Consider the following 16033-nt stretch of genomic DNA (forward strand, 5'->3'; position numbering starts at 1 on the left):
GCCGGCACCATAGCCATGCGGCCATATCGCGGCAAGCGCAGGAAAAACAAGGGCTTCGAGGAAGCATGCGACTGCTGGTGCAAAGCGTGGACCCGGTCCGGCTGAGTTTTCTCATGGCATTGCTGCGGGATGCGGGCATCGGCTGCGTGCTGCTCGACCAGCATATCAGTGCGATCGAGGGCGGAATCGGCGCCTTTCCCCGCCGCCTGGCGGTGGCCGAGGAGGATTGGGACCGCGCCCGGCGGGTGCTGCAGGAGGCGGGCGAGGAAGCTTCGTGACCGAAGCCTGGACCGAGGACCGGTTGCTCGGCGGCCGCGTCGCGCTGCGCCAGCCGCGGGTGGGGCTGCGGGCGGGGCTGGATGCGGTGCTACTGGCGGCCGGCATCCCGGCCCGGCCGGACCAGGCGGTGCTGGAGGCCGGCTGCGGCAGCGGCGCGGCCTTCCTGTGCCTGGCGGCCCGGGTGCCGGGACTGCGCATCACGGCGATCGAGCGGGATCCGGCCCTGGCCACACTGGCCCGCACCAATGCCGCGGCCAATGGGCTGGCGGCGGAGGTGCTGGAGGGTGATGTGCGCGACCTGGCGCTGGCGCGGCGCCTGCCGCCCTGCGACCAAGCCTTCGCCAACCCGCCCTTCTGGGCCACGGGCACGGCCCCGCCCGCGGCGCAGCGCGGGACGATGACCCATGCCGCCGAGGCGGGTGCGGCGACGCTGGCGGACTGGGCGTGCTTCCTGGCGGCATCGCTCGTGCGACGCGGCACGCTCGGGCTGATCCTGCCCACGGCACGGCTGGAGGCCGGGATGGCGGCGCTGGCCGCGGCCGGCTGCGGCGGCACGCTGCTGCTGCCCTTCTGGCCGCGCGAGGGCCAAGCGGCGAAGCGGGTGCTGCTGCTGGCTCGGCGTGGCGGGCGTGGCCCGGCGCGGATCACTCCGGGGCTGGTGCTGCATGGGCCGGAGGGTGGCTTCACCCCGGCGGCCGAGGCGGTGCTGCGCGAGGCAGCCCCCCTGCCTGTCTAGGTGACGTTGCTTTCCGGGTGGCGCAGGTGCCAGAGCCGCTCATGCGCCGCGACCAGGCTTTCCATGTTGCGGCGGCGATTCGTGTCCGGCGAGACCGGACGGCGCGTCAGCATCATCTCGAGGATGCGGAGCAGCTGCTCCGCGACCTCGTAATCGCCCTGATCGCAGGCATGGTGGAAGGCGATCAGGATCTTGTCGGACAGCCGTCGGCTATGCCGGGGCGCGCCCATGCCCCGCCCAGCCTCGCGCGGGCCATCCTGATCCGCATCCTCATCCGCCATCCCTGCCCACTCCGGTTGCGGCCACCGCCATCCCCCGGGACGGCCGCTTTGATCAGATTAGCAAAAAGTCCCGCTTTGTGAAACGCCATGCGATCAGCTTGCGGTGCGGCCGATCTGCGCGGCGACGGCCGCGGCGATCGCCTCCGGCGTCTGCTCCGGGCGGAACAGACTGCGCACCTTCCCATCGGGCCCGACCAGATAGATGAAGCTCGAATGGTCCATTAGGTAGTCCGTCATCTCCGGTCGCTGGACCTTGGCGTAATAGACCCGGTAGCGGCGCGCCGCCTCCGCCACCTGCTCCGGCGTGCCGGTCAAGCCCTGCATGCGGGGGTGGAAGCGGCCCACGTAATCGGCCAGGTGCTCGGGCGTGTCGCGGGCGGGATCGACCGAGATGAAGACCGGCGTGACCTTCTCCCCGGCCGGGCCGAGAGCATCGACCGCGGAGGCCATGGTGCCGAGCTCGGTCGGGCAGACATCGGGACAGAAGCTGTAGCCGAAATAGACCAGCATCCAGCGGCCGGCATAGTCGCGCTCGGTCACTGTCTTGCCGGTTTGGTCGGTCAGGGTGAAGGGGCCGCCCAGAGACAGGCCCTGGGGCAGTTGCACCCCGCCGGAGGAAACGGGGCCAGCCCCGCCGCCGAACAGGCCGCCGAGGCGGTTGGCAAAGGCCTCGGCCGGGCCCTCATCCGGGCCGCGGGTGACCCAGGCATAGGCCCAGACGCCACCCAGCAGCAGGATCAGCAGAAGCGCGCATAGCCTGACGAGTCGCAGCATGGTGCCTCCTTAGATTGGCTTCCGCTCGCTTCTGCTCACGGAAGTCCATCTAAGTTTTTGTTTGCCGAGCAAATTACTCTGATCAAGCGATTCCGCCTAACCAGAGTTTGCTCTAGCGGAGGCCAGGCGCCACCGCCAGGGGCGCCCGCCGCGGGTCAGTGATGCGAGGTAGCGATCTCGCCCTCGGGCTGGGGGCTCGAGAAGGTGCTGTCGGCGAAGGCCTCCTCCCAGCTGCCGGAGGTGCTGGCCTTGGAGTATTCCGTCGCGCGGTTCTCGAAGAAATTGGTGTGCTCGACCGCGTTTAGCATCTCATCGAGCCAGGGCAGCGGGTTCTTCTCGATGTTGTAGAGCGGCTGCAGGCCGAGCTGCTGCAGGCGGCGGTCGGCGATGAAGCGGATATAGGTCTTGGTATCGGCCGCGTTCAGCCCCTCGACGCCGCCGAGCTCGAAGGCGAGGTCGATGAAAGCGTCCTCATGGTCCACGATGGTGGCGCAGATGAGGGTGAGGTCGCGCCGCAGCTCCTCGGTCCAGATCTCCGGGTTTTCCTGCACGAAGGTGCGGAAGAGGCGGATGACGGAGAGGCAGTGCAGCGTCTCGTCCCGCACGCTCCAGGAGACGATCTGGCCCATGCCCTTCATCTTCCCGAAGCGCGGGAAGTTCATCAGGATGGCGAAGGAGGCGAAGAGCTGCAGGCCCTCGGTGAAGGCGCCGAAGGCGGCGAGCGTCTTGGCGATCTCGGTCTTCGATTCGACCGTGAAGCCCTGCATGTAGTCGAACTTATCCTTCATCTCCTTGTATTTGAGGAAGGCGCTGTATTCGAGCTCCGGCATGCCGACCGTGTCCAGCAGGTGGCTGTAGGCGGCGATGTGGATGGTCTCGATGTTCGAGAAGGCCGACAGCATCATCAGCACTTCGGTCGGTTTGAAGACCTGGCTGTAATGCTTCATGTAGCAATTGTTCACCTCGACATCCGCCTGGGTGAAGAAGCGGAAGATCTGGGTGAGCAGGTTGCGCTCGCCGGTGGTGAGGTTGCGCTGCCAGTCCTTCACGTCGTCGGCGAGCGGCACCTCTTCCGGCAGCCAGTGGACGCGCTGCTGGGTCAGCCAGGCGTCATAGGCCCAGGGGTAGCGGAAGGGCTTGTAGACCGGGTTGGCGGTGAGCAGATCGAAGCGCACGGGGTGCTCGTCGGGGGAGAAGCTGCCGTCGGCCATGGATACCGCCATCAAAGTTTCAGTGCGTGCCGGAGATAGGGTGCTGGCCGCCTATTGGCAGGCCAGGCACTCCTCGTAATTCGTCGCATTCGCCACGGCGGCCACCAGCGGCAGCGCCGCATCGGCTGCGGTCGCCACATGCGCGGCCATGATGTCGCCCTGGCCGACGACCTTCTCGCTGATCGTATCCGCCCGCTGGATCGACAGGCTCCGGCAGTAATAGAGCGACTTCACCCCCCGCTTCCAGGCCATCATATGGATCTGGTGCAGGTCCCGCTTGTGGATATTGGCGGGCAGGAAGAGGTTCACCGACTGGCTCTGGCAGATGAAGGGCGCGCGGTCGGCCGCATGCTCCACCACCCAGCGCTGGTCGAGCTCGAAGGCGGTCTTGAAGGTGGCGCGCTCCTGCTCGGTCAGGAAGTCCAGGTGCTGCACACTGCCCTTGCGGACCGTGATGCTGGTCCAGGTTTCCTCATCGTCGCGGCCGTGCTTCGCCAGCACCTTCTTGAGGTAGGGGCTGCGGACGATGTAGCTGCCGGACAGCGTCTTGTGGTTGTAGACATTCGCCGCCACCGGCTCGATCCCCGGGGAGGCGCCGCCGCAGATGATGCTGATCGAAGCCGTCGGCGCGATCGCCATCTTGTTCGAGAAGCGCTCCATGAAGCCGTATTCGGCGGCATCCGGGCAAGGCCCGCGCTCCTCGGCGAGCTGGCGGCTGGCCACATCGGCCTGCTCGCGGATGTGCTTGAACATCCGCTTGTTCCAGACCTTCGCCACCACGCTCTCGAAGGGCACATTCTGCGCCTGGAGGAAGCTGTGGAAGCCCATGACGCCGAGGCCGACGGAGCGTTCGCGCATCGCCGAATAGCGCGCCTTCGCCATGCTGTCGGGCGCGGTGTCGATGAAGTTCTGCAGGACGTTGTCGAGGAAGCGCATCACATCCGGGATGAACTGCTTGTCGTCCTTCCACTCGAACCAGGTCTCGAGGTTGAGGGAGGAGAGGCAACAGACCGCGGTGCGGTCCCGGCCATGCTGGTCGCGCCCCGTGGGCAGGGTGATCTCGGAGCAGAGGTTGGAGGTCTTCACCTCCAGCCCCGCCAGCTTGTGGTGCCCCGGCATCGCCTTGTTCACATGGTCGGAGAAGACCAGGTAGGGCTCGCCGGTCTCGATCCGCGCCGTGAGGATGCGGATCCACAGCGCCCGCGCCGAGATCTTGCGCATGATCGCGCCGTCCTTCGGGCTGGTCAGTGGCCATTCCTCGTCATTCTCGACCGCGCGCATGAAGGCATCCGGCACCAGCAGGCCATGGTGCAGGTTCAGCGCCTTGCGATTCGGGTCGCCGCCGGTCGGGCGACGGATCTCGATGAACTCCTCCACTTCCGGATGGCTGACGGGGAGGTAGACGGCGGCCGAGCCGCGGCGGAGCGAGCCCTGGGAAATGGCGAGGGTCAGGCTGTCCATGACGCGGATGAAGGGGACGACGCCGGAGGTCTTGCCGTTGCGGCCGACCTTCTCGCCGATGCCGCGCAGGTTGCCCCAGTAGCTGCCGATGCCGCCGCCCTTGGCGGCCAGCCAGACATTCTCGTTCCAGAGGCCGACGATGCCATCGAGGCTGTCATCCGCCTCGTTCAGGAAGCAAGAGATCGGCAGGCCGCGGGTGGTGCCGCCATTGGACAGCACCGGCGTCGCCGGCATGAACCAGAGCTTCGAGATGTAGTCGTAGATGCGCTGCGAGTGCGCGGCATCGTCGCCGAAGGCCGAGGCGACGCGGGCGAAGAGATCCTGGTAGCTCTCGCCGGGCAGCAGGTACCGGTCGTCCAGGGTCGCCTTGCCGAAATCCGTCAGCAACGCGTCGCGCGAACGATTGACCTGGACCTGATGATGCCCCTCGAGCTGAACCGTATCGAACACCGCCCTATCCCCTTCCACGTCCCCCGGCAGGAAATCATGCCCGCTGCCGAGCCTCGACACAAGATGTTGGAGCCGGACTGCACCGATAACACCAGATCAGGTAGGCGGTTCCCAGCGCACCGAATGGCCGGAACCCTAGGCATACAGCCAATGTTCGCTCTGCGTTCACGGATAAGCGGTTATCACGGTTGAGTCCGTCAAGCACCAACCGCACCCCGACCGGTTCATCCCCGATATCCCCATGATCCACAGGCGGAGCGGGGCGGATTGCGGCCGGAGGCGGCCTCGCGCATCCTGCAACGAGCCTGGATGGGAGACATGGCCGATGATCCGCCGCAGCCTCCTTGGAGTCGCCCTCACCGCCTTATGTCTCGGCCGAGCCGAGGCCCAGGCGTCCGTCACCCTCTTCAAGGTGATCGGTCCGCGGGATGAGGTGGTGATCGGGATGACTGCGGCCGAGCTGGAGCGGCTCGGCCCTGGCCTGGCGGTGGAGCGGGTGGCGCGCGCGCTGGTTGGCTACAACCAGCTCACGGTCTGGCGCTATTCGGTCGGCCGCGCCCCGGATGGCGGCACGCGATTCGCTGCCAATGGCCGGATCGCCATCCTCCGCCACGATACGGTGCGGATCGAGCCCTATACGGCCGCCCTGCCGGTGATGCCGCCGCCGACCGAGTAGCGACCCGCTGGCCTAGCCGCAGCGGACCGACATGCCGCCATCGACGACGAGTTCGGTGCCGGTCACGAATCGCGCCTCGTCGGAGACGAGGAACAGCACCGCATTGGCGGTGTCCCGCCCGTCGCCGGCGAAGCCCATGGGAATGCGGGACAGGCGCTGCTTCACCAGTGCCTCGACATCGCCGCCGGCACGCTGGCCGGCCAGCCGGACCTCCACCATCGGCGTGTGCATCTGCCCCGGCACCACCGTGTTCACGCGGATGCCCTTGGCCGCATATTGCACCGCGACGACGCGCGAAAGCTGGATCACCCCAGCCTTGGAGGCGGCATAGGCCACCTGCGCCGCGCCGGTCCAACGGATGCCGGAGGTCGAGGCCAGATTCACCACCGCCCCGCCGCCCTGCCGCTCCATCACCGGCAGCACATGCTTCAGGGTGAGGAAGACGCTCTTCAGGTTGGTGTCGATCTGCAGGTCCCAGACCTCTTCGGCCATTTCCACCGGGCCACCGGCCGCGGAGCCGCCGACATTGTTCACCAGCACGTCGATGCGGCCATGCCGGGCGGTGATATCGGCCACCAGCCGGGCAATGGCGGCGCCGTCGGTGACGTCGAGCGGCAAAGGCTCGAAGCGGCCGCCCTCGGCGGCGATGCGCTCGGCAGTCTCCGCCATCGATTCCGGCGCGCGATCCACCCCGACCACCACGGCACCCTCCCGTGCCAGCCCCACGGCGATGGCGCGGCCATTGCCCCAGCCCGGGCCGACGCAGCCGGCCCCGGTCACGAGGGCGACCTTCTCCTGGAAACGCTGCGACATCGGTTTTCCTCTCCTCAGCTGGAGACCACATGACGCCCGGAGGAAAGCCGATGCCTCCCGACCGGACCTGCCGCCCGAGGCAGCGATGACGCCGGAGAAGCGGGCCGCCGGCACCGGGGACCTTGCGCCTTATTCCTCGAAGAAGGGCGTTTCCTCCTCCGGTCCGCCGCGCAGCAGGATGTCGAAGCGGAAGACGCGAATGCCATCCGCCTCGCCATCCGGGCAGGCCAGGAGGCGCGGCCGCTGCGCCTCCGGGACCAGCGCCAGGACCGGGTCGGCATGGTTCGCCGGCGCGAAATCGGGGAAGAAGACGGTGGTGAGGACGCGCCGCATCAGCCCGGCGCCCATGACGGTGAGGTTGATATGCGGCGCCCGCGGGCCGGTGGCATCGGCAAAGCCGCCCGGGAGGATGGTGCGGAACTCGTAGCACCCCTCCGCATCGGTCCAGGCGCGACCCCAGCCGAGGAAGTCCGGATCGGCCAGGTGCCGGTCTGGGTCGAGCGGATGGTTGAAATGCCCGTCCGCATCGGCCTGCCAGGCTTCCAGGATCATGTTCAGGCAGGACACCCCGCCTTCGCGCACCACCCGGCCGCGCAGCAGGATCGTCTCCCCGCGCGCGGTCGGCTGCGCCTCCGCCGAGACGCGGGTCAGGTCGTTGTCGCCCGTGCGGAAGAAGGTGCGGGGGAAGAAGGGGCCGATCGTGGCCTGCGAGGTCGGCGGCAGGGGCTCGTTCGGACGCATGGCCGCCTCCTCTATGGCGTGGCTGGCGTGGCGTGGCGGCCGCGCAGCACGATGTCATGGGTGAAGCCCAGCCAGCGGTCGCCGACCTCCTCCGGCGGCAGGTGGCGGGCGATCAGCCGGTCCCGCGCCGCGGCGTCCGGGACAGCATTCAGGATGCGGTCATAGGCATTCAGCGGATCCCCCGCGAAATACATCTGGGTGACGAGCCGCGAGAGCGAGGAAGGGCCAATGACCGAGAAATGCAGATGCGGCGGGCGCCACCAGGTCTCCTTCACCGGCACGGGATAGGCGCCCGGCTTGATGGTGAAGAAGGCGTAGCGGCCTTCCTCATCGGTCAGCACCCGGCCATTGCCGATGAAATCGGGATCGAGCGGCGCGTCGCGCTGGTCGATCGGGTGGAAGTAGCGGCCGGCCGCATTGGCCTGCCACAGCTCGACGACGGCGCCGCGGACCGGCCTGCCATCCTCGTCCAGGATCCGGCCCGACAGGTGCATGAGCTGGCCGATGGCGATCCGGCCCGGCGCCAGCTGCGCCAGATTGGCATCGCCGCAGGGCAGCTTGCGATGCAGGGCGAGCGGACCGGTCGCCTCCGTCCGGCCTGCCGGCCGGCGATGCAGCGGCTGAGAGGGCGTATGGGTCCAGGTATTCGGATAGCCGGGGACCGGGACCTCGGGCTCGATCCCGGGCGGCCAGGGGGCGAAGCGATCGGGCACCTCGTCACGGGGCATGATCTTGGTCCTTCGGCCGTCATTCCGGTTGAAGCCCGGAGCGGTGACGATACTGCTCCTTCAGCGGCCCTTGAAGACCGGCCTCCGCTTCTCCGCGAAGGCCCGCCAGGCTTCCTGCGTATCCTCGGTCGAAGCGAGCGCCACGGTCTGCGACTGCTCGAATTTATAGCCGTCATTCAGCGGCATATATTCGGTGACCTGGAAGCTCCGCTTCGCCGCCTGCACCGCGAGCGGCACCTTGCCGGCGATCTCCCGCCCGATGCCCTGGGCTGCGGCCAGCAGCTCCGCCCGCGGCAGGCAGAGCGAGGCGACATTCATCCGCAGCAGCTCGGGCCCGGTCATCCGCCGCGCGGTATAGATCATCAGCCGCGCATCGGACTGGCCGAAATGCCGCAGCACATGCCGCACTCCGCCGGCGAGGCCGACATCGACCTCGGTCATCGAGAGATAGGCCTCCTCGGCGACCAGGATGATGTCGCAGCTCAGCGCCAGGACGCAGCCGGCGCCGATCGCCGCGCCATTGACGGCGGCGATGACCGGCTTGCCGCATTCCATGATGCAGTCGAAGGAGGCCCGGACGCGGCGGTTATGCGCCGGATAGGCCCCGGCGATGCCGGCGATGTTCGGCCTCTCCTTCAGGTCGGCGCCGGCGCTGAAGGCCTTACCCGCGCCGGTCAGCACCACGGCGCGGACATCCTCGCGGTCGTGCAGCATGTCGAAGACGCGCACGATCTCCTCGCGGAAGGCGGCGTTCTGCGCGTTCACCGGCGGGCGGTTCAGCGTGACGGTCGCGACATGGTCGGCGACCTCCAGCGTCAGGGTTTCGAAGGTCTCGCTCATGCCGATCTGATCCCCGCGGCGTCGATGATTCGTGTCCAGCGCCCACGCCTCATGGCGCACGCGCCGGCAGGGTGAAGAGGCCTTGTGGCGGTGGCTCCAGCGGCTCCCGCTCGCCATCGGGCAGCGGGATGCCATGGGCATTCAGCGTCATGGAGACCATGGTGTAGTAGCCGATCAGGGCGGTGAGCTCGACCGTGCCGCGGACGCCGAATGCTTCCCGCGCTGCCGCATAGGTGGCGTCCGAGACGCGGCCATTCATCTGCAGCTCGCGGGCGAAGTCGTACACCACGGCCTCGGCCGCATCGGTGAAGACGGGTGGCGCGCCGCGCTCGATCGCCTCCAGGATCGCCGGGGCGATGCCCTCCTGCGCCGCGGTGCGGGCATGGACGAACCACTCGACCTGGCTGCTCCAGCGCCGTCCGGTGACGCAGATGGCCAGTTCCGACAACCGCTTCGGCAGCGAGGTGCCGAAGCGCAGCACCTCGCCCAGCGCGGACCAGCGGCCAGCCAACTCGGCATTGTGGATGGCGGCGCGCAGCGGGCCGATCACCACGCCGCGCGGGCCGGCGACCACGCGGTCCCAGACCTCGCGCTGGGCGGGATCCAGTTCGGCGCGGGTCGGCAGGGGGATGCGCGGCGCCATCGGACGAGTCCCTTCCTGAAAGGCCGGCCTGCTTCCCTGGACGATGCCGATTCGGCCGGGGCAAATAGGTGGGTCCCCTGGCTTAAGTCATCTGCCGCCCCCAATCCAGTCGGGGAGGGCGCCATAGGGCCGGGATGGTAGATGCCAAGGGTTACAGCTTACCCAGATAGTAACGAATGGTATCAACACCCATTGACAGTTCAATCGCTAGGCCCGATTGCTCGCCTCGACCGCGATTGCAGCGCAGAGGGGGATCGGCGGCCCATGGCATCCAAAGCGGTTACCGCCCTGGCCGGCCTGCTCGCCAGCCGGGAAGACAAGATCCTTGCCGCCTGGCTGAGCACGCTGGCCGGTGCGACGGCGGATGGTCGGATCAGCCGTACCGAGATCGAGACCCAGGCCCGCGATTTCCTGCGTGCGCTGCGCGAATCGATGAGCGGCGGCGACACCTCCTCCACCGGGAGCGCGCGGCTGCGCGACATGCTGAGCTCGATCTCCCGCTCGCGCGCCCTGCTGGGTTTCTCCCCGTCCGAGACCGCGACCTTCGTCTTCTCGCTCAAGCTGCCGCTGTTCGAGGAAATTCGCGCGGCGCATGGCAGCGACGGCGAGGCGCTCGCGCGCGATACCTGGACGCTGACCGAATTGCTGGACCAGCTCGGCCTGCATACGATCGAGGTCTTCCAGAAGAGTCGCGAGGAGATCATCCAGCGCCAGCAGGATGAGATCTCCGAGCTGTCCACCCCGGTGGTGAAGCTCTGGAACGGCATCCTCGCCCTGCCGCTGATCGGCACGCTCGACAGCGCCCGCACGCAGGTCGTGATGGAGAACCTGCTGCAGAGCATCGTCGACAACGGGGCGGAGATCGCCATCATTGACATCACCGGCGTGCCCACGGTGGACACGCTCGTGGCCCAGCATCTGCTCAAGACCGTGGCGGCGGCCCGCCTCATGGGCGCGGACTGCATCGTCAGCGGCATCCGGCCGCAGATCGCGCAGACCATGGTGCATCTGGGCGTCGAGTTGAACGTCGTCTCCAAGGCCAGCCTCGCCGATGCCTTCGCCCTGGCGCTGACGCGCATCGGTCGGACCGTCGTGCCGATCCGGTCGGGCGGCTCCGGACAGCCCCGGTCCACCGGGGCCTATCCGGGCGCGCTGACCTAGGCCGGCCCGGGCATCATGGACCGCATCCCGATCCTCAAGCTTGGCCACTCGCTGCTGGTCACGATCCAGGTGGACATGCATGACCGCCTGGCCATGGCGCTCGAGGAGGATCTGACCCAGAAGATCGTGTCATCCGGCGCGAAGGGCGTGCTGATCGACATTTCGGCTCTCGAAATCGTGGACAGCTTCATCGGCCGCACCCTCGCTAACATCGCCGGCGTTTCGCGCATGTTGGATGCGGATACCGTGGTGGTTGGGATGCGTCCGGCGGTTGCGATCACCCTTGTCGAACTGGGCCTGTCGCTGCCCGGCGTGCGCACCGCCCTGAATGCCGAACGCGGCATGGCCCTGATCAGCCGCCGCGTCGCCGAGGCGGATCGGGACGGAGCGGCGGACGCCCCCGATGTCCACGGTGACGAGTGAGGTCCTGGCCATCCGGACGGGCGACGACGTGGTTCGCGTCCGGCAGGGGGTCCGAACGGCGGCATCCAAGGCCGGGCTGAGCCTCGTCGACCAGACCAAGATCATCACCGCGGCGAGCGAGCTGGCGCGCAACACCCTCGACTATGGCGGCGGCGGCACGGCACGCATCGAGCTGGTGCAGGAACCGATGCGCCGCGGCGTCAGGATCATCTTCGAGGACCAGGGTCCGGGAATCCCCGATGTGGAGCAGGCGCTGAGCGACGGCTTCACCACCGGCCGGGGCCTGGGGCTGGGGCTGGGCGGCTCCAAGCGCCTGTGCAATGAATTCCGGATCGAGACCGAGGCAGGCAAGGGGACTCGCGTGACGATCGCGCGGTGGCGCTGAGCATGCAGAGCCTCACCGTCGCCGATCCGTCACAGGTCGCCGCCGCCCGGCGCATCGCGGCCACCGTCGCGCGCGCGGTCGGCTTCGGCGAGGTCGATCAGGGGCGCGTCGCGCTGGTGGCGACCGAACTTGCGGGCAATCTGGTGCGGCATGGGCGCGGCGGCCAGCTCCTCGTCGGCAGCCAGGCGCCGGATGGGCCCGGGGAAGCCCCCGTCGTGGAGCTGCTGGCCCTCGATCGCGGCCCGGGCATGACGGATATCGCCGCCTGCCTGCGGGATGGCTTCTCCACCGCCGGCACGCCGGGCACCGGCCTCGGTGCCATCATCCGGCAATCGGAGAATTTCGACATCCACTCGGCGCCCGGATCGGGTACCGCGATCCTGGCCCGGCTGCGGCGCGGGCGTGCCGCCTTACCCCCTGCCGCCGTCTCCTGCGCCGCGGTCAACCTGCCCAAGCCCGGCGAGGAGGTCTCCGGCGATGCCTGGGCCTTCGAGCTGGGGGCCGAGACCGCCGCCCTCTTCGTTGCCGATGGCCTGGGCCATGGGCCGCTCGCGGCGGAGGCGTCGCGGGAAGCCATCCGCCTGTTCCGCCGCGCCCCGCTCGCCGCGCCGACCGAGGTGCTCCGTTCGGTCCATGGCGGCTTGCGCCCGACCCGCGGTGCGGCGGTCGCCATCGCACGCCTTGACCTTGCGGCGCGCGTGGTCGCCTATGGCGGCATCGGCAACATCGCCGGGACGATCGTGGCGGCGGACGGAGTCCGACGGATGGTCTCGCTGAATGGCACGGCCGGGCATACGGCCCGCAGCATCCAGGAATTCCGCTACCCGGTCCTGGGCCTGTCCCTGATCGTGTTGTGCTCGGATGGGCTCGGCACCTCCTGGTCGCTGGACCGCTATCCGGGACTCGCCAGCCGGGACCCGCTGCTGATCGCCGGCGTCCTCTGCCGCGACTTCGCCCGCGGCACCGATGACCTGACCGTGGCGGTCCTGCGGGCCGCAGCGCCATGACCTGGCCGCTCATCGCCCTGGCGATCGAACGGGAGGAGGATGTGGTCATCGCCCGCCAGCGGGCGCGGCGGCTGGCCCAGCTTCTCGGCCACGACACCCAGGACCAGTCGCGCATCGCCACCGCGGTGTCCGAGATCGCCCGCAACGCAGTGGTCTATGCCGGCGGCGGGCGGGTCGAATTCAGCATCGAGACGGTAGACGGGGTGCAGAGCCTCTGCATCCGCGTGGCGGATCGCGGCCCGGGCATCGCCGATCTCGACGCGGTGCTCGAGGGCCGGCACCAATCCGCCTCGGGCATGGGCATCGGCATCCTCGGCACGCGGCGGCTGATGGATAGCTTCCAGATCGAGTCCTCCCGCCAGGGCGGGACCGTTGTGCGCTTCTCGAAGCGGCTGCCGCGCGGCAGGACGATCCGCCGCGAGGATCTGGGCGCCATCGCCGCGACCCTCACCGCGGAGGGCACGCCGGACACGCTGGCCGAGACCCGCGAGCAGAACCGCGAGCTCCTGGCCAGCCTGTCCGAGCTGCGCACCCGGCAGGACGACCTGGCCCGCCTCAATCTCGAACTGGAGGACACCAATCGCGGCGTGGTCGCCCTCTATGCCGAGCTGGACCAGCGGGCGGAGGAGCTCCGGCGGGCGAGCGAGCTGAAGAGCCGCTTCCTCTCCGACATGAGCCACGAATTCCGCACCCCGCTGAATTCCATCCTGGCCTTGTCGCGCCTTCTCCTTGACCGCACCGATGGCGAGCTGGCGCCGGAGCAGGAACGCCAGGTCGGCTACATCCTCCGCTCCGCCCAGAACCTGACGGATCTGGTGAACGACCTGCTCGACATCGCCAAGGTCGAGGCCGGCAAGGTGGAGCTGCAGCCGCGCGCCTTCACGGTGGCGGAGCTGTTCGGCGCGCTGCGTGGCGTGCTGAAGCCGCTGCAGACCAGCGATGCGGTCGAGTTGGTCTTCCACGATATCGGCCATACCGCGCCGCTCTTCACCGATGAGGGCAAGGTCTCGCAGATCCTGCGCAACCTCGTCTCGAACGCGCTGAAATTCACCGAAGCGGGCTCGGTGCAGGTCACCGCGCATCACGACGCCGCCACCAGGCGCTACACCTTCGCGGTGCGCGACACCGGCATCGGCATCACGCCCGAGGACCAGGAGCGAATCTTCTCCGAATTCGTGCAGGTCGAGAATCGCCTCCAGGCCAAGGTGAAGGGCACCGGGCTCGGCCTCTCGCTGTCGCGGCGGCTGGCCGAGCTGCTCGGCGGCGAGCTGACGGTCCAGAGCGAGCCCGGCCAGGGTTCGACCTTCTCGCTCACCATCCCGGATCGCCTGCCGGGCACGGGTCCTGTTCCGGTCGATCCGGCGCCCCGCCGGGGCAATGGCCCACGCATCCTCGTCGTCGACGACGAGGATGCCTCCCGCTACGTGCTGCGGCAATTCGCCAGCACCTATCCCGGCGCCGAGGTGATCGAGGCGGTGGACGGCACCGAGGGGCTGCGGCGCGCGCGCGAGGACCGGCCGGACCTCGTCCTGCTCGATCTCCGCCTGCCGGGCCTCGACGGGTTCGAGGTGCTGCGCCGGCTCGGCGAGGATGAGGCGACGCGGCCGATCCCGGTCCTGATCTGCACCTCCTCCGTTCTCGAGGCGCCGGACTACCGGAGGCTGGACCGCGCGACGGGCATCCTGCCCAAGGCTTCACTCTCGAGGGATCAGGTGCTCTCGGCGCTGGCCGCGGCGCTGCGGGCGGGCGAGAACGCGCCATGACATCGCCCTCCGAAACGATTCTGAACGTCGATGACACCGAGGCCATCCGCTACGCCAAGACCCGGACGCTGCGGCGGGCCGGATTCACGGTGGTCGAAGCGGGGACCGGCGCCGAGGCTCTGCGGCAGATGGAGGCGGCGCGGCCGGTCGTGGCGCTGCTGGACGTCAAGCTGCCGGATATGAGCGGGCTCGAGGTCTGTCGGATCATCAAGCGCGACTTCCCCGGCACGCTGGTCCTCCAGACCTCGGCCTCCTTCATCGAGGTGGCCGACCGGGTGCGGGGGCTGGACAGCGGCGCCGACTCCTACATGACGGAGCCGGTCGAGCCGGCCGAGCTCGTGGCGGCTGTCGAGGCGCTGCTGCGGCTGCGCCGCGCCGAGGATGCGCTGCGCCGGCTGAATGCGACGCTGGAGGAGCGGGTCCAGGCGCGCACCGCCGAGCTCGCGGCGGCCAATGAGCGGCTGCGCGCCGAGATCGAGGAGCGCAGCAAGGCCGAGGAGGCGCTGCGCCAGGCGCAGAAGATGGAGGCGATCGGCCACCTCACCGGCGGCATCGCGCATGACTTCAACAACCTGCTGACCGGCATCGTCGGCGGCCTCGGCCTGCTGAAGACGCGGATCGCCGAGGGCCGGGTCGCCGAGGTCGGTCGCTATGCCGATGCGGCGGTCGCCTCCGCCCGGCGCGCGGCGGCGCTGACGCATCGGCTGCTGGCCTTCGCGCGCCGCCAGCCGCTTGACCCCAAGCCGGTCGATGTGAACGTGCTCGTCGCCTCGATGGAGGAACTGGTGCGGCGGACCGTCGGGCCCGGGGTCCGGATGGAGACGGTGCTGGCCGGCGATCTCTGGCTGGCGCTCTGCGACGCGAACCAGCTGGAAAATGCCCTGCTCAACCTGGCGATCAATGCCCGAGACGCGATGCCCGATGGCGGCCGGCTGACGATCCGGACGGAAAATACCCTGCTCGACGGGACCTATGCCGCCCAGGCCGAGATCGCGGCCGGGCCCTATGTCACCCTGAGCGTCACCGATACAGGCACCGGCATGCCGCCCGAGGTGGTGACACGGGCCTTCGATCCCTTCTTCACCACCAAGCCGGTGGGAGAGGGCACGGGGCTCGGCCTCAGCCAGCTCTACGGCTTCGTCAAGCAATCCGGCGGGCATGCCCGCATCCAGTCCGAGCTTGGCCAGGGCACCACGGTCAGCATCTACCTGCCGCGCCACCATGGCGAGGCGACGGATACGCCGATTACCTCCCTCGCCACCGCCGCGGACACGCCGCATGCCGGTTCGGGCCGCACCGTGCTCATCGTCGATGACGAGCCGGTGGTGCGCATGCTCGTCGTCGATACGCTGCGGGAACTGGGCTATGCGGCGCTGGAGGCAGCGGATGGTCCCGCAGGCCTCCGCATCCTGCAATCCGAACCCCGGATCGACCTGCTGGTGACGGATGTCGGCCTGCCGGGCGGCATCAACGGGCGCCAGCTGGCCGATGCGGCCCGCGAGCGGCGGCCCGGCCTCAAGGTTCTCTTCATCACCGGCTATGCCGAGACGGCGGCCTTCGGCCCCGGCGTCCTGAAGGAAGGCATGGCCCTGGTCACCAAGCCCTTCACCCTGGATGCGCTGGCGGCGCGCATCCGCGCCCTGGTTGAAGGCGCCTGACCG

The 16033-nt window shown here is 68.9% G+C and carries 18 protein-coding genes; 9 read left to right on the forward strand and 9 right to left on the reverse strand.

Features of this window, described 5'->3' with window-relative positions; translation table 11 throughout:
- Positions 1-65 precede the first annotated feature (65 nt).
- Positions 66-278, forward strand: coding sequence for a putative signal transducing protein (locus JMJ55_RS12220; protein WP_202825829.1), 213 nt, complete (start codon positions 66-68; stop codon positions 276-278).
- Entirely contained in the window at positions 275-1015 is a 741-nt protein-coding gene (locus JMJ55_RS12225; RefSeq protein ID WP_202825830.1) for a tRNA1(Val) (adenine(37)-N6)-methyltransferase, read from the forward strand. The genes JMJ55_RS12220 and JMJ55_RS12225 overlap by 4 nt, the downstream gene beginning before the upstream one ends.
- Here JMJ55_RS12225 and JMJ55_RS12230 read toward each other — a convergent pair.
- From JMJ55_RS12230 to JMJ55_RS12245, 4 genes are all read right to left on the reverse strand, one after another.
- Positions 1012-1296 (reverse strand): hypothetical protein, encoded by a 285-nt coding sequence (locus JMJ55_RS12230; protein WP_202825831.1) that lies wholly within the window; start codon positions 1294-1296, stop codon positions 1012-1014. The genes JMJ55_RS12225 and JMJ55_RS12230 overlap by 4 nt on opposite strands.
- A 93-nt stretch (positions 1297-1389) precedes the next feature.
- Positions 1390-2070, reverse strand: coding sequence for an SCO family protein (locus JMJ55_RS12235; protein ID WP_202825832.1), 681 nt, complete (start codon positions 2068-2070; stop codon positions 1390-1392).
- 155 nt (positions 2071-2225) lie between these two features.
- Positions 2226-3281: a ribonucleotide-diphosphate reductase subunit beta gene (locus JMJ55_RS12240; RefSeq protein ID WP_407927536.1), complete on the reverse strand. Its 1056-nt coding sequence runs from the start codon at positions 3279-3281 to the stop codon at positions 2226-2228.
- Positions 3282-3332: 51 nt separating this feature from the next.
- A complete protein-coding gene (locus JMJ55_RS12245; protein WP_202825834.1) occupies positions 3333-5192 on the reverse strand; it encodes a ribonucleoside-diphosphate reductase subunit alpha in 1860 nt (619 codons plus the stop codon).
- A 325-nt stretch (positions 5193-5517) separates the two neighbouring features.
- Between JMJ55_RS12245 and JMJ55_RS12250 the strand changes: the two genes are divergently transcribed.
- Positions 5518-5868, forward strand: coding sequence for a hypothetical protein (locus JMJ55_RS12250; protein WP_202825835.1), 351 nt, complete (start codon positions 5518-5520; stop codon positions 5866-5868).
- Between the two features lie 12 nt (positions 5869-5880).
- Here JMJ55_RS12250 and JMJ55_RS12255 read toward each other — a convergent pair whose 3' ends face one another.
- The 5 genes from JMJ55_RS12255 to JMJ55_RS12275 form a co-directional block, all read right to left on the reverse strand.
- The gene (locus JMJ55_RS12255) at positions 5881-6681 is read right to left on the reverse strand and encodes an SDR family NAD(P)-dependent oxidoreductase (RefSeq protein WP_202825836.1); all 801 of its coding nucleotides are present in this window, start codon (positions 6679-6681) and stop codon (positions 5881-5883) included.
- A gap of 129 nt (positions 6682-6810) precedes the next feature.
- Positions 6811-7422, reverse strand: coding sequence for a protocatechuate 3,4-dioxygenase subunit alpha (pcaG, locus tag JMJ55_RS12260; RefSeq protein WP_202825837.1), 612 nt, complete (start codon positions 7420-7422; stop codon positions 6811-6813).
- A gap of 11 nt (positions 7423-7433) precedes the next feature.
- Entirely contained in the window at positions 7434-8150 is a 717-nt protein-coding gene (locus JMJ55_RS12265; RefSeq protein ID WP_202825838.1) for a dioxygenase family protein, read from the reverse strand.
- Between the two features lie 60 nt (positions 8151-8210).
- Entirely contained in the window at positions 8211-8990 is a 780-nt protein-coding gene (locus tag JMJ55_RS12270; protein ID WP_202825839.1) for an enoyl-CoA hydratase/isomerase family protein, read from the reverse strand.
- Between the two features lie 49 nt (positions 8991-9039).
- Positions 9040-9633 (reverse strand): carboxymuconolactone decarboxylase family protein, encoded by a 594-nt coding sequence (locus tag JMJ55_RS12275; protein ID WP_202825840.1) that lies wholly within the window; start codon positions 9631-9633, stop codon positions 9040-9042.
- A 264-nt stretch (positions 9634-9897) separates the two neighbouring features.
- Here JMJ55_RS12275 and JMJ55_RS12280 point away from each other — a divergent pair, with 264 nt between their 5' ends.
- From JMJ55_RS12280 to JMJ55_RS12305, 6 genes are read left to right on the forward strand one after another with little or no spacing between them, the layout of a single operon-like run.
- Positions 9898-10794, forward strand: coding sequence for an STAS domain-containing protein (locus tag JMJ55_RS12280; protein WP_202825841.1), 897 nt, complete (start codon positions 9898-9900; stop codon positions 10792-10794).
- A 15-nt stretch (positions 10795-10809) separates the two neighbouring features.
- A complete protein-coding gene (locus JMJ55_RS12285; RefSeq protein ID WP_202825842.1) occupies positions 10810-11217 on the forward strand; it encodes an STAS domain-containing protein in 408 nt (135 codons plus the stop codon).
- Entirely contained in the window at positions 11198-11602 is a 405-nt protein-coding gene (locus tag JMJ55_RS12290; RefSeq protein ID WP_202825843.1) for an anti-sigma regulatory factor, read from the forward strand. Before JMJ55_RS12285 ends, JMJ55_RS12290 begins: the two co-directional genes overlap by 20 nt.
- Before the next feature lie 2 nt (positions 11603-11604).
- Positions 11605-12609, forward strand: a complete 1005-nt coding sequence (locus tag JMJ55_RS12295; protein ID WP_202825844.1) for an ATP-binding SpoIIE family protein phosphatase — start codon at positions 11605-11607, stop codon at positions 12607-12609.
- Positions 12606-14372, forward strand: coding sequence for an ATP-binding protein (locus tag JMJ55_RS12300; protein WP_202825845.1), 1767 nt, complete (start codon positions 12606-12608; stop codon positions 14370-14372). Before JMJ55_RS12295 ends, JMJ55_RS12300 begins: the two co-directional genes overlap by 4 nt.
- On the forward strand, positions 14369-16030 hold the full coding sequence (locus JMJ55_RS12305) for a response regulator (protein WP_236033648.1): 1662 nt from the start codon (positions 14369-14371) through the stop codon (positions 16028-16030). The genes JMJ55_RS12300 and JMJ55_RS12305 overlap by 4 nt, the downstream gene beginning before the upstream one ends.
- The last annotated feature ends 3 nt before the right edge of the window (positions 16031-16033 follow it).

The sequence above is a fragment of the Belnapia mucosa genome (assembly GCF_016775475.1).
Taxonomy (GTDB): Bacteria; Pseudomonadota; Alphaproteobacteria; order Acetobacterales; family Acetobacteraceae; genus Belnapia; species Belnapia mucosa.

Bases quoted from the DNA above. Each gene is read 5' to 3' on its own strand.
- JMJ55_RS12220 (WP_202825829.1), top strand. From the start codon at position 66: ATGCGACTGCTGGTGCAAAGCGTGGACCCGGTCCGGCTGAGTTTTCTC.
- JMJ55_RS12230 (WP_202825831.1), bottom strand. From the start codon at position 1,296: ATGGCGGATGAGGATGCGGATCAGGATGGCCCGCGCGAGGCTGGGCGG.
- JMJ55_RS12235 (WP_202825832.1), bottom strand. From the start codon at position 2,070: ATGCTGCGACTCGTCAGGCTATGCGCGCTTCTGCTGATCCTGCTGCTG.
- JMJ55_RS12240 (WP_407927536.1), bottom strand. From the start codon at position 3,281: ATGGCCGACGGCAGCTTCTCCCCCGACGAGCACCCCGTGCGCTTCGAT.
- JMJ55_RS12250 (WP_202825835.1), top strand. From the start codon at position 5,518: ATGATCCGCCGCAGCCTCCTTGGAGTCGCCCTCACCGCCTTATGTCTC.
- JMJ55_RS12255 (WP_202825836.1), bottom strand. From the start codon at position 6,681: ATGTCGCAGCGTTTCCAGGAGAAGGTCGCCCTCGTGACCGGGGCCGGC.
- pcaG (WP_202825837.1), bottom strand. From the start codon at position 7,422: ATGCGTCCGAACGAGCCCCTGCCGCCGACCTCGCAGGCCACGATCGGC.
- JMJ55_RS12265 (WP_202825838.1), bottom strand. From the start codon at position 8,150: ATGCCCCGTGACGAGGTGCCCGATCGCTTCGCCCCCTGGCCGCCCGGG.
- JMJ55_RS12270 (WP_202825839.1), bottom strand. From the start codon at position 8,990: ATGAGCGAGACCTTCGAAACCCTGACGCTGGAGGTCGCCGACCATGTC.
- JMJ55_RS12275 (WP_202825840.1), bottom strand. From the start codon at position 9,633: ATGGCGCCGCGCATCCCCCTGCCGACCCGCGCCGAACTGGATCCCGCC.
- JMJ55_RS12280 (WP_202825841.1), top strand. From the start codon at position 9,898: ATGGCATCCAAAGCGGTTACCGCCCTGGCCGGCCTGCTCGCCAGCCGG.
- JMJ55_RS12285 (WP_202825842.1), top strand. From the start codon at position 10,810: ATGGACCGCATCCCGATCCTCAAGCTTGGCCACTCGCTGCTGGTCACG.
- JMJ55_RS12290 (WP_202825843.1), top strand. From the start codon at position 11,198: ATGTCCACGGTGACGAGTGAGGTCCTGGCCATCCGGACGGGCGACGAC.
- JMJ55_RS12295 (WP_202825844.1), top strand. From the start codon at position 11,605: ATGCAGAGCCTCACCGTCGCCGATCCGTCACAGGTCGCCGCCGCCCGG.
- JMJ55_RS12300 (WP_202825845.1), top strand. From the start codon at position 12,606: ATGACCTGGCCGCTCATCGCCCTGGCGATCGAACGGGAGGAGGATGTG.
- JMJ55_RS12305 (WP_236033648.1), top strand. From the start codon at position 14,369: ATGACATCGCCCTCCGAAACGATTCTGAACGTCGATGACACCGAGGCC.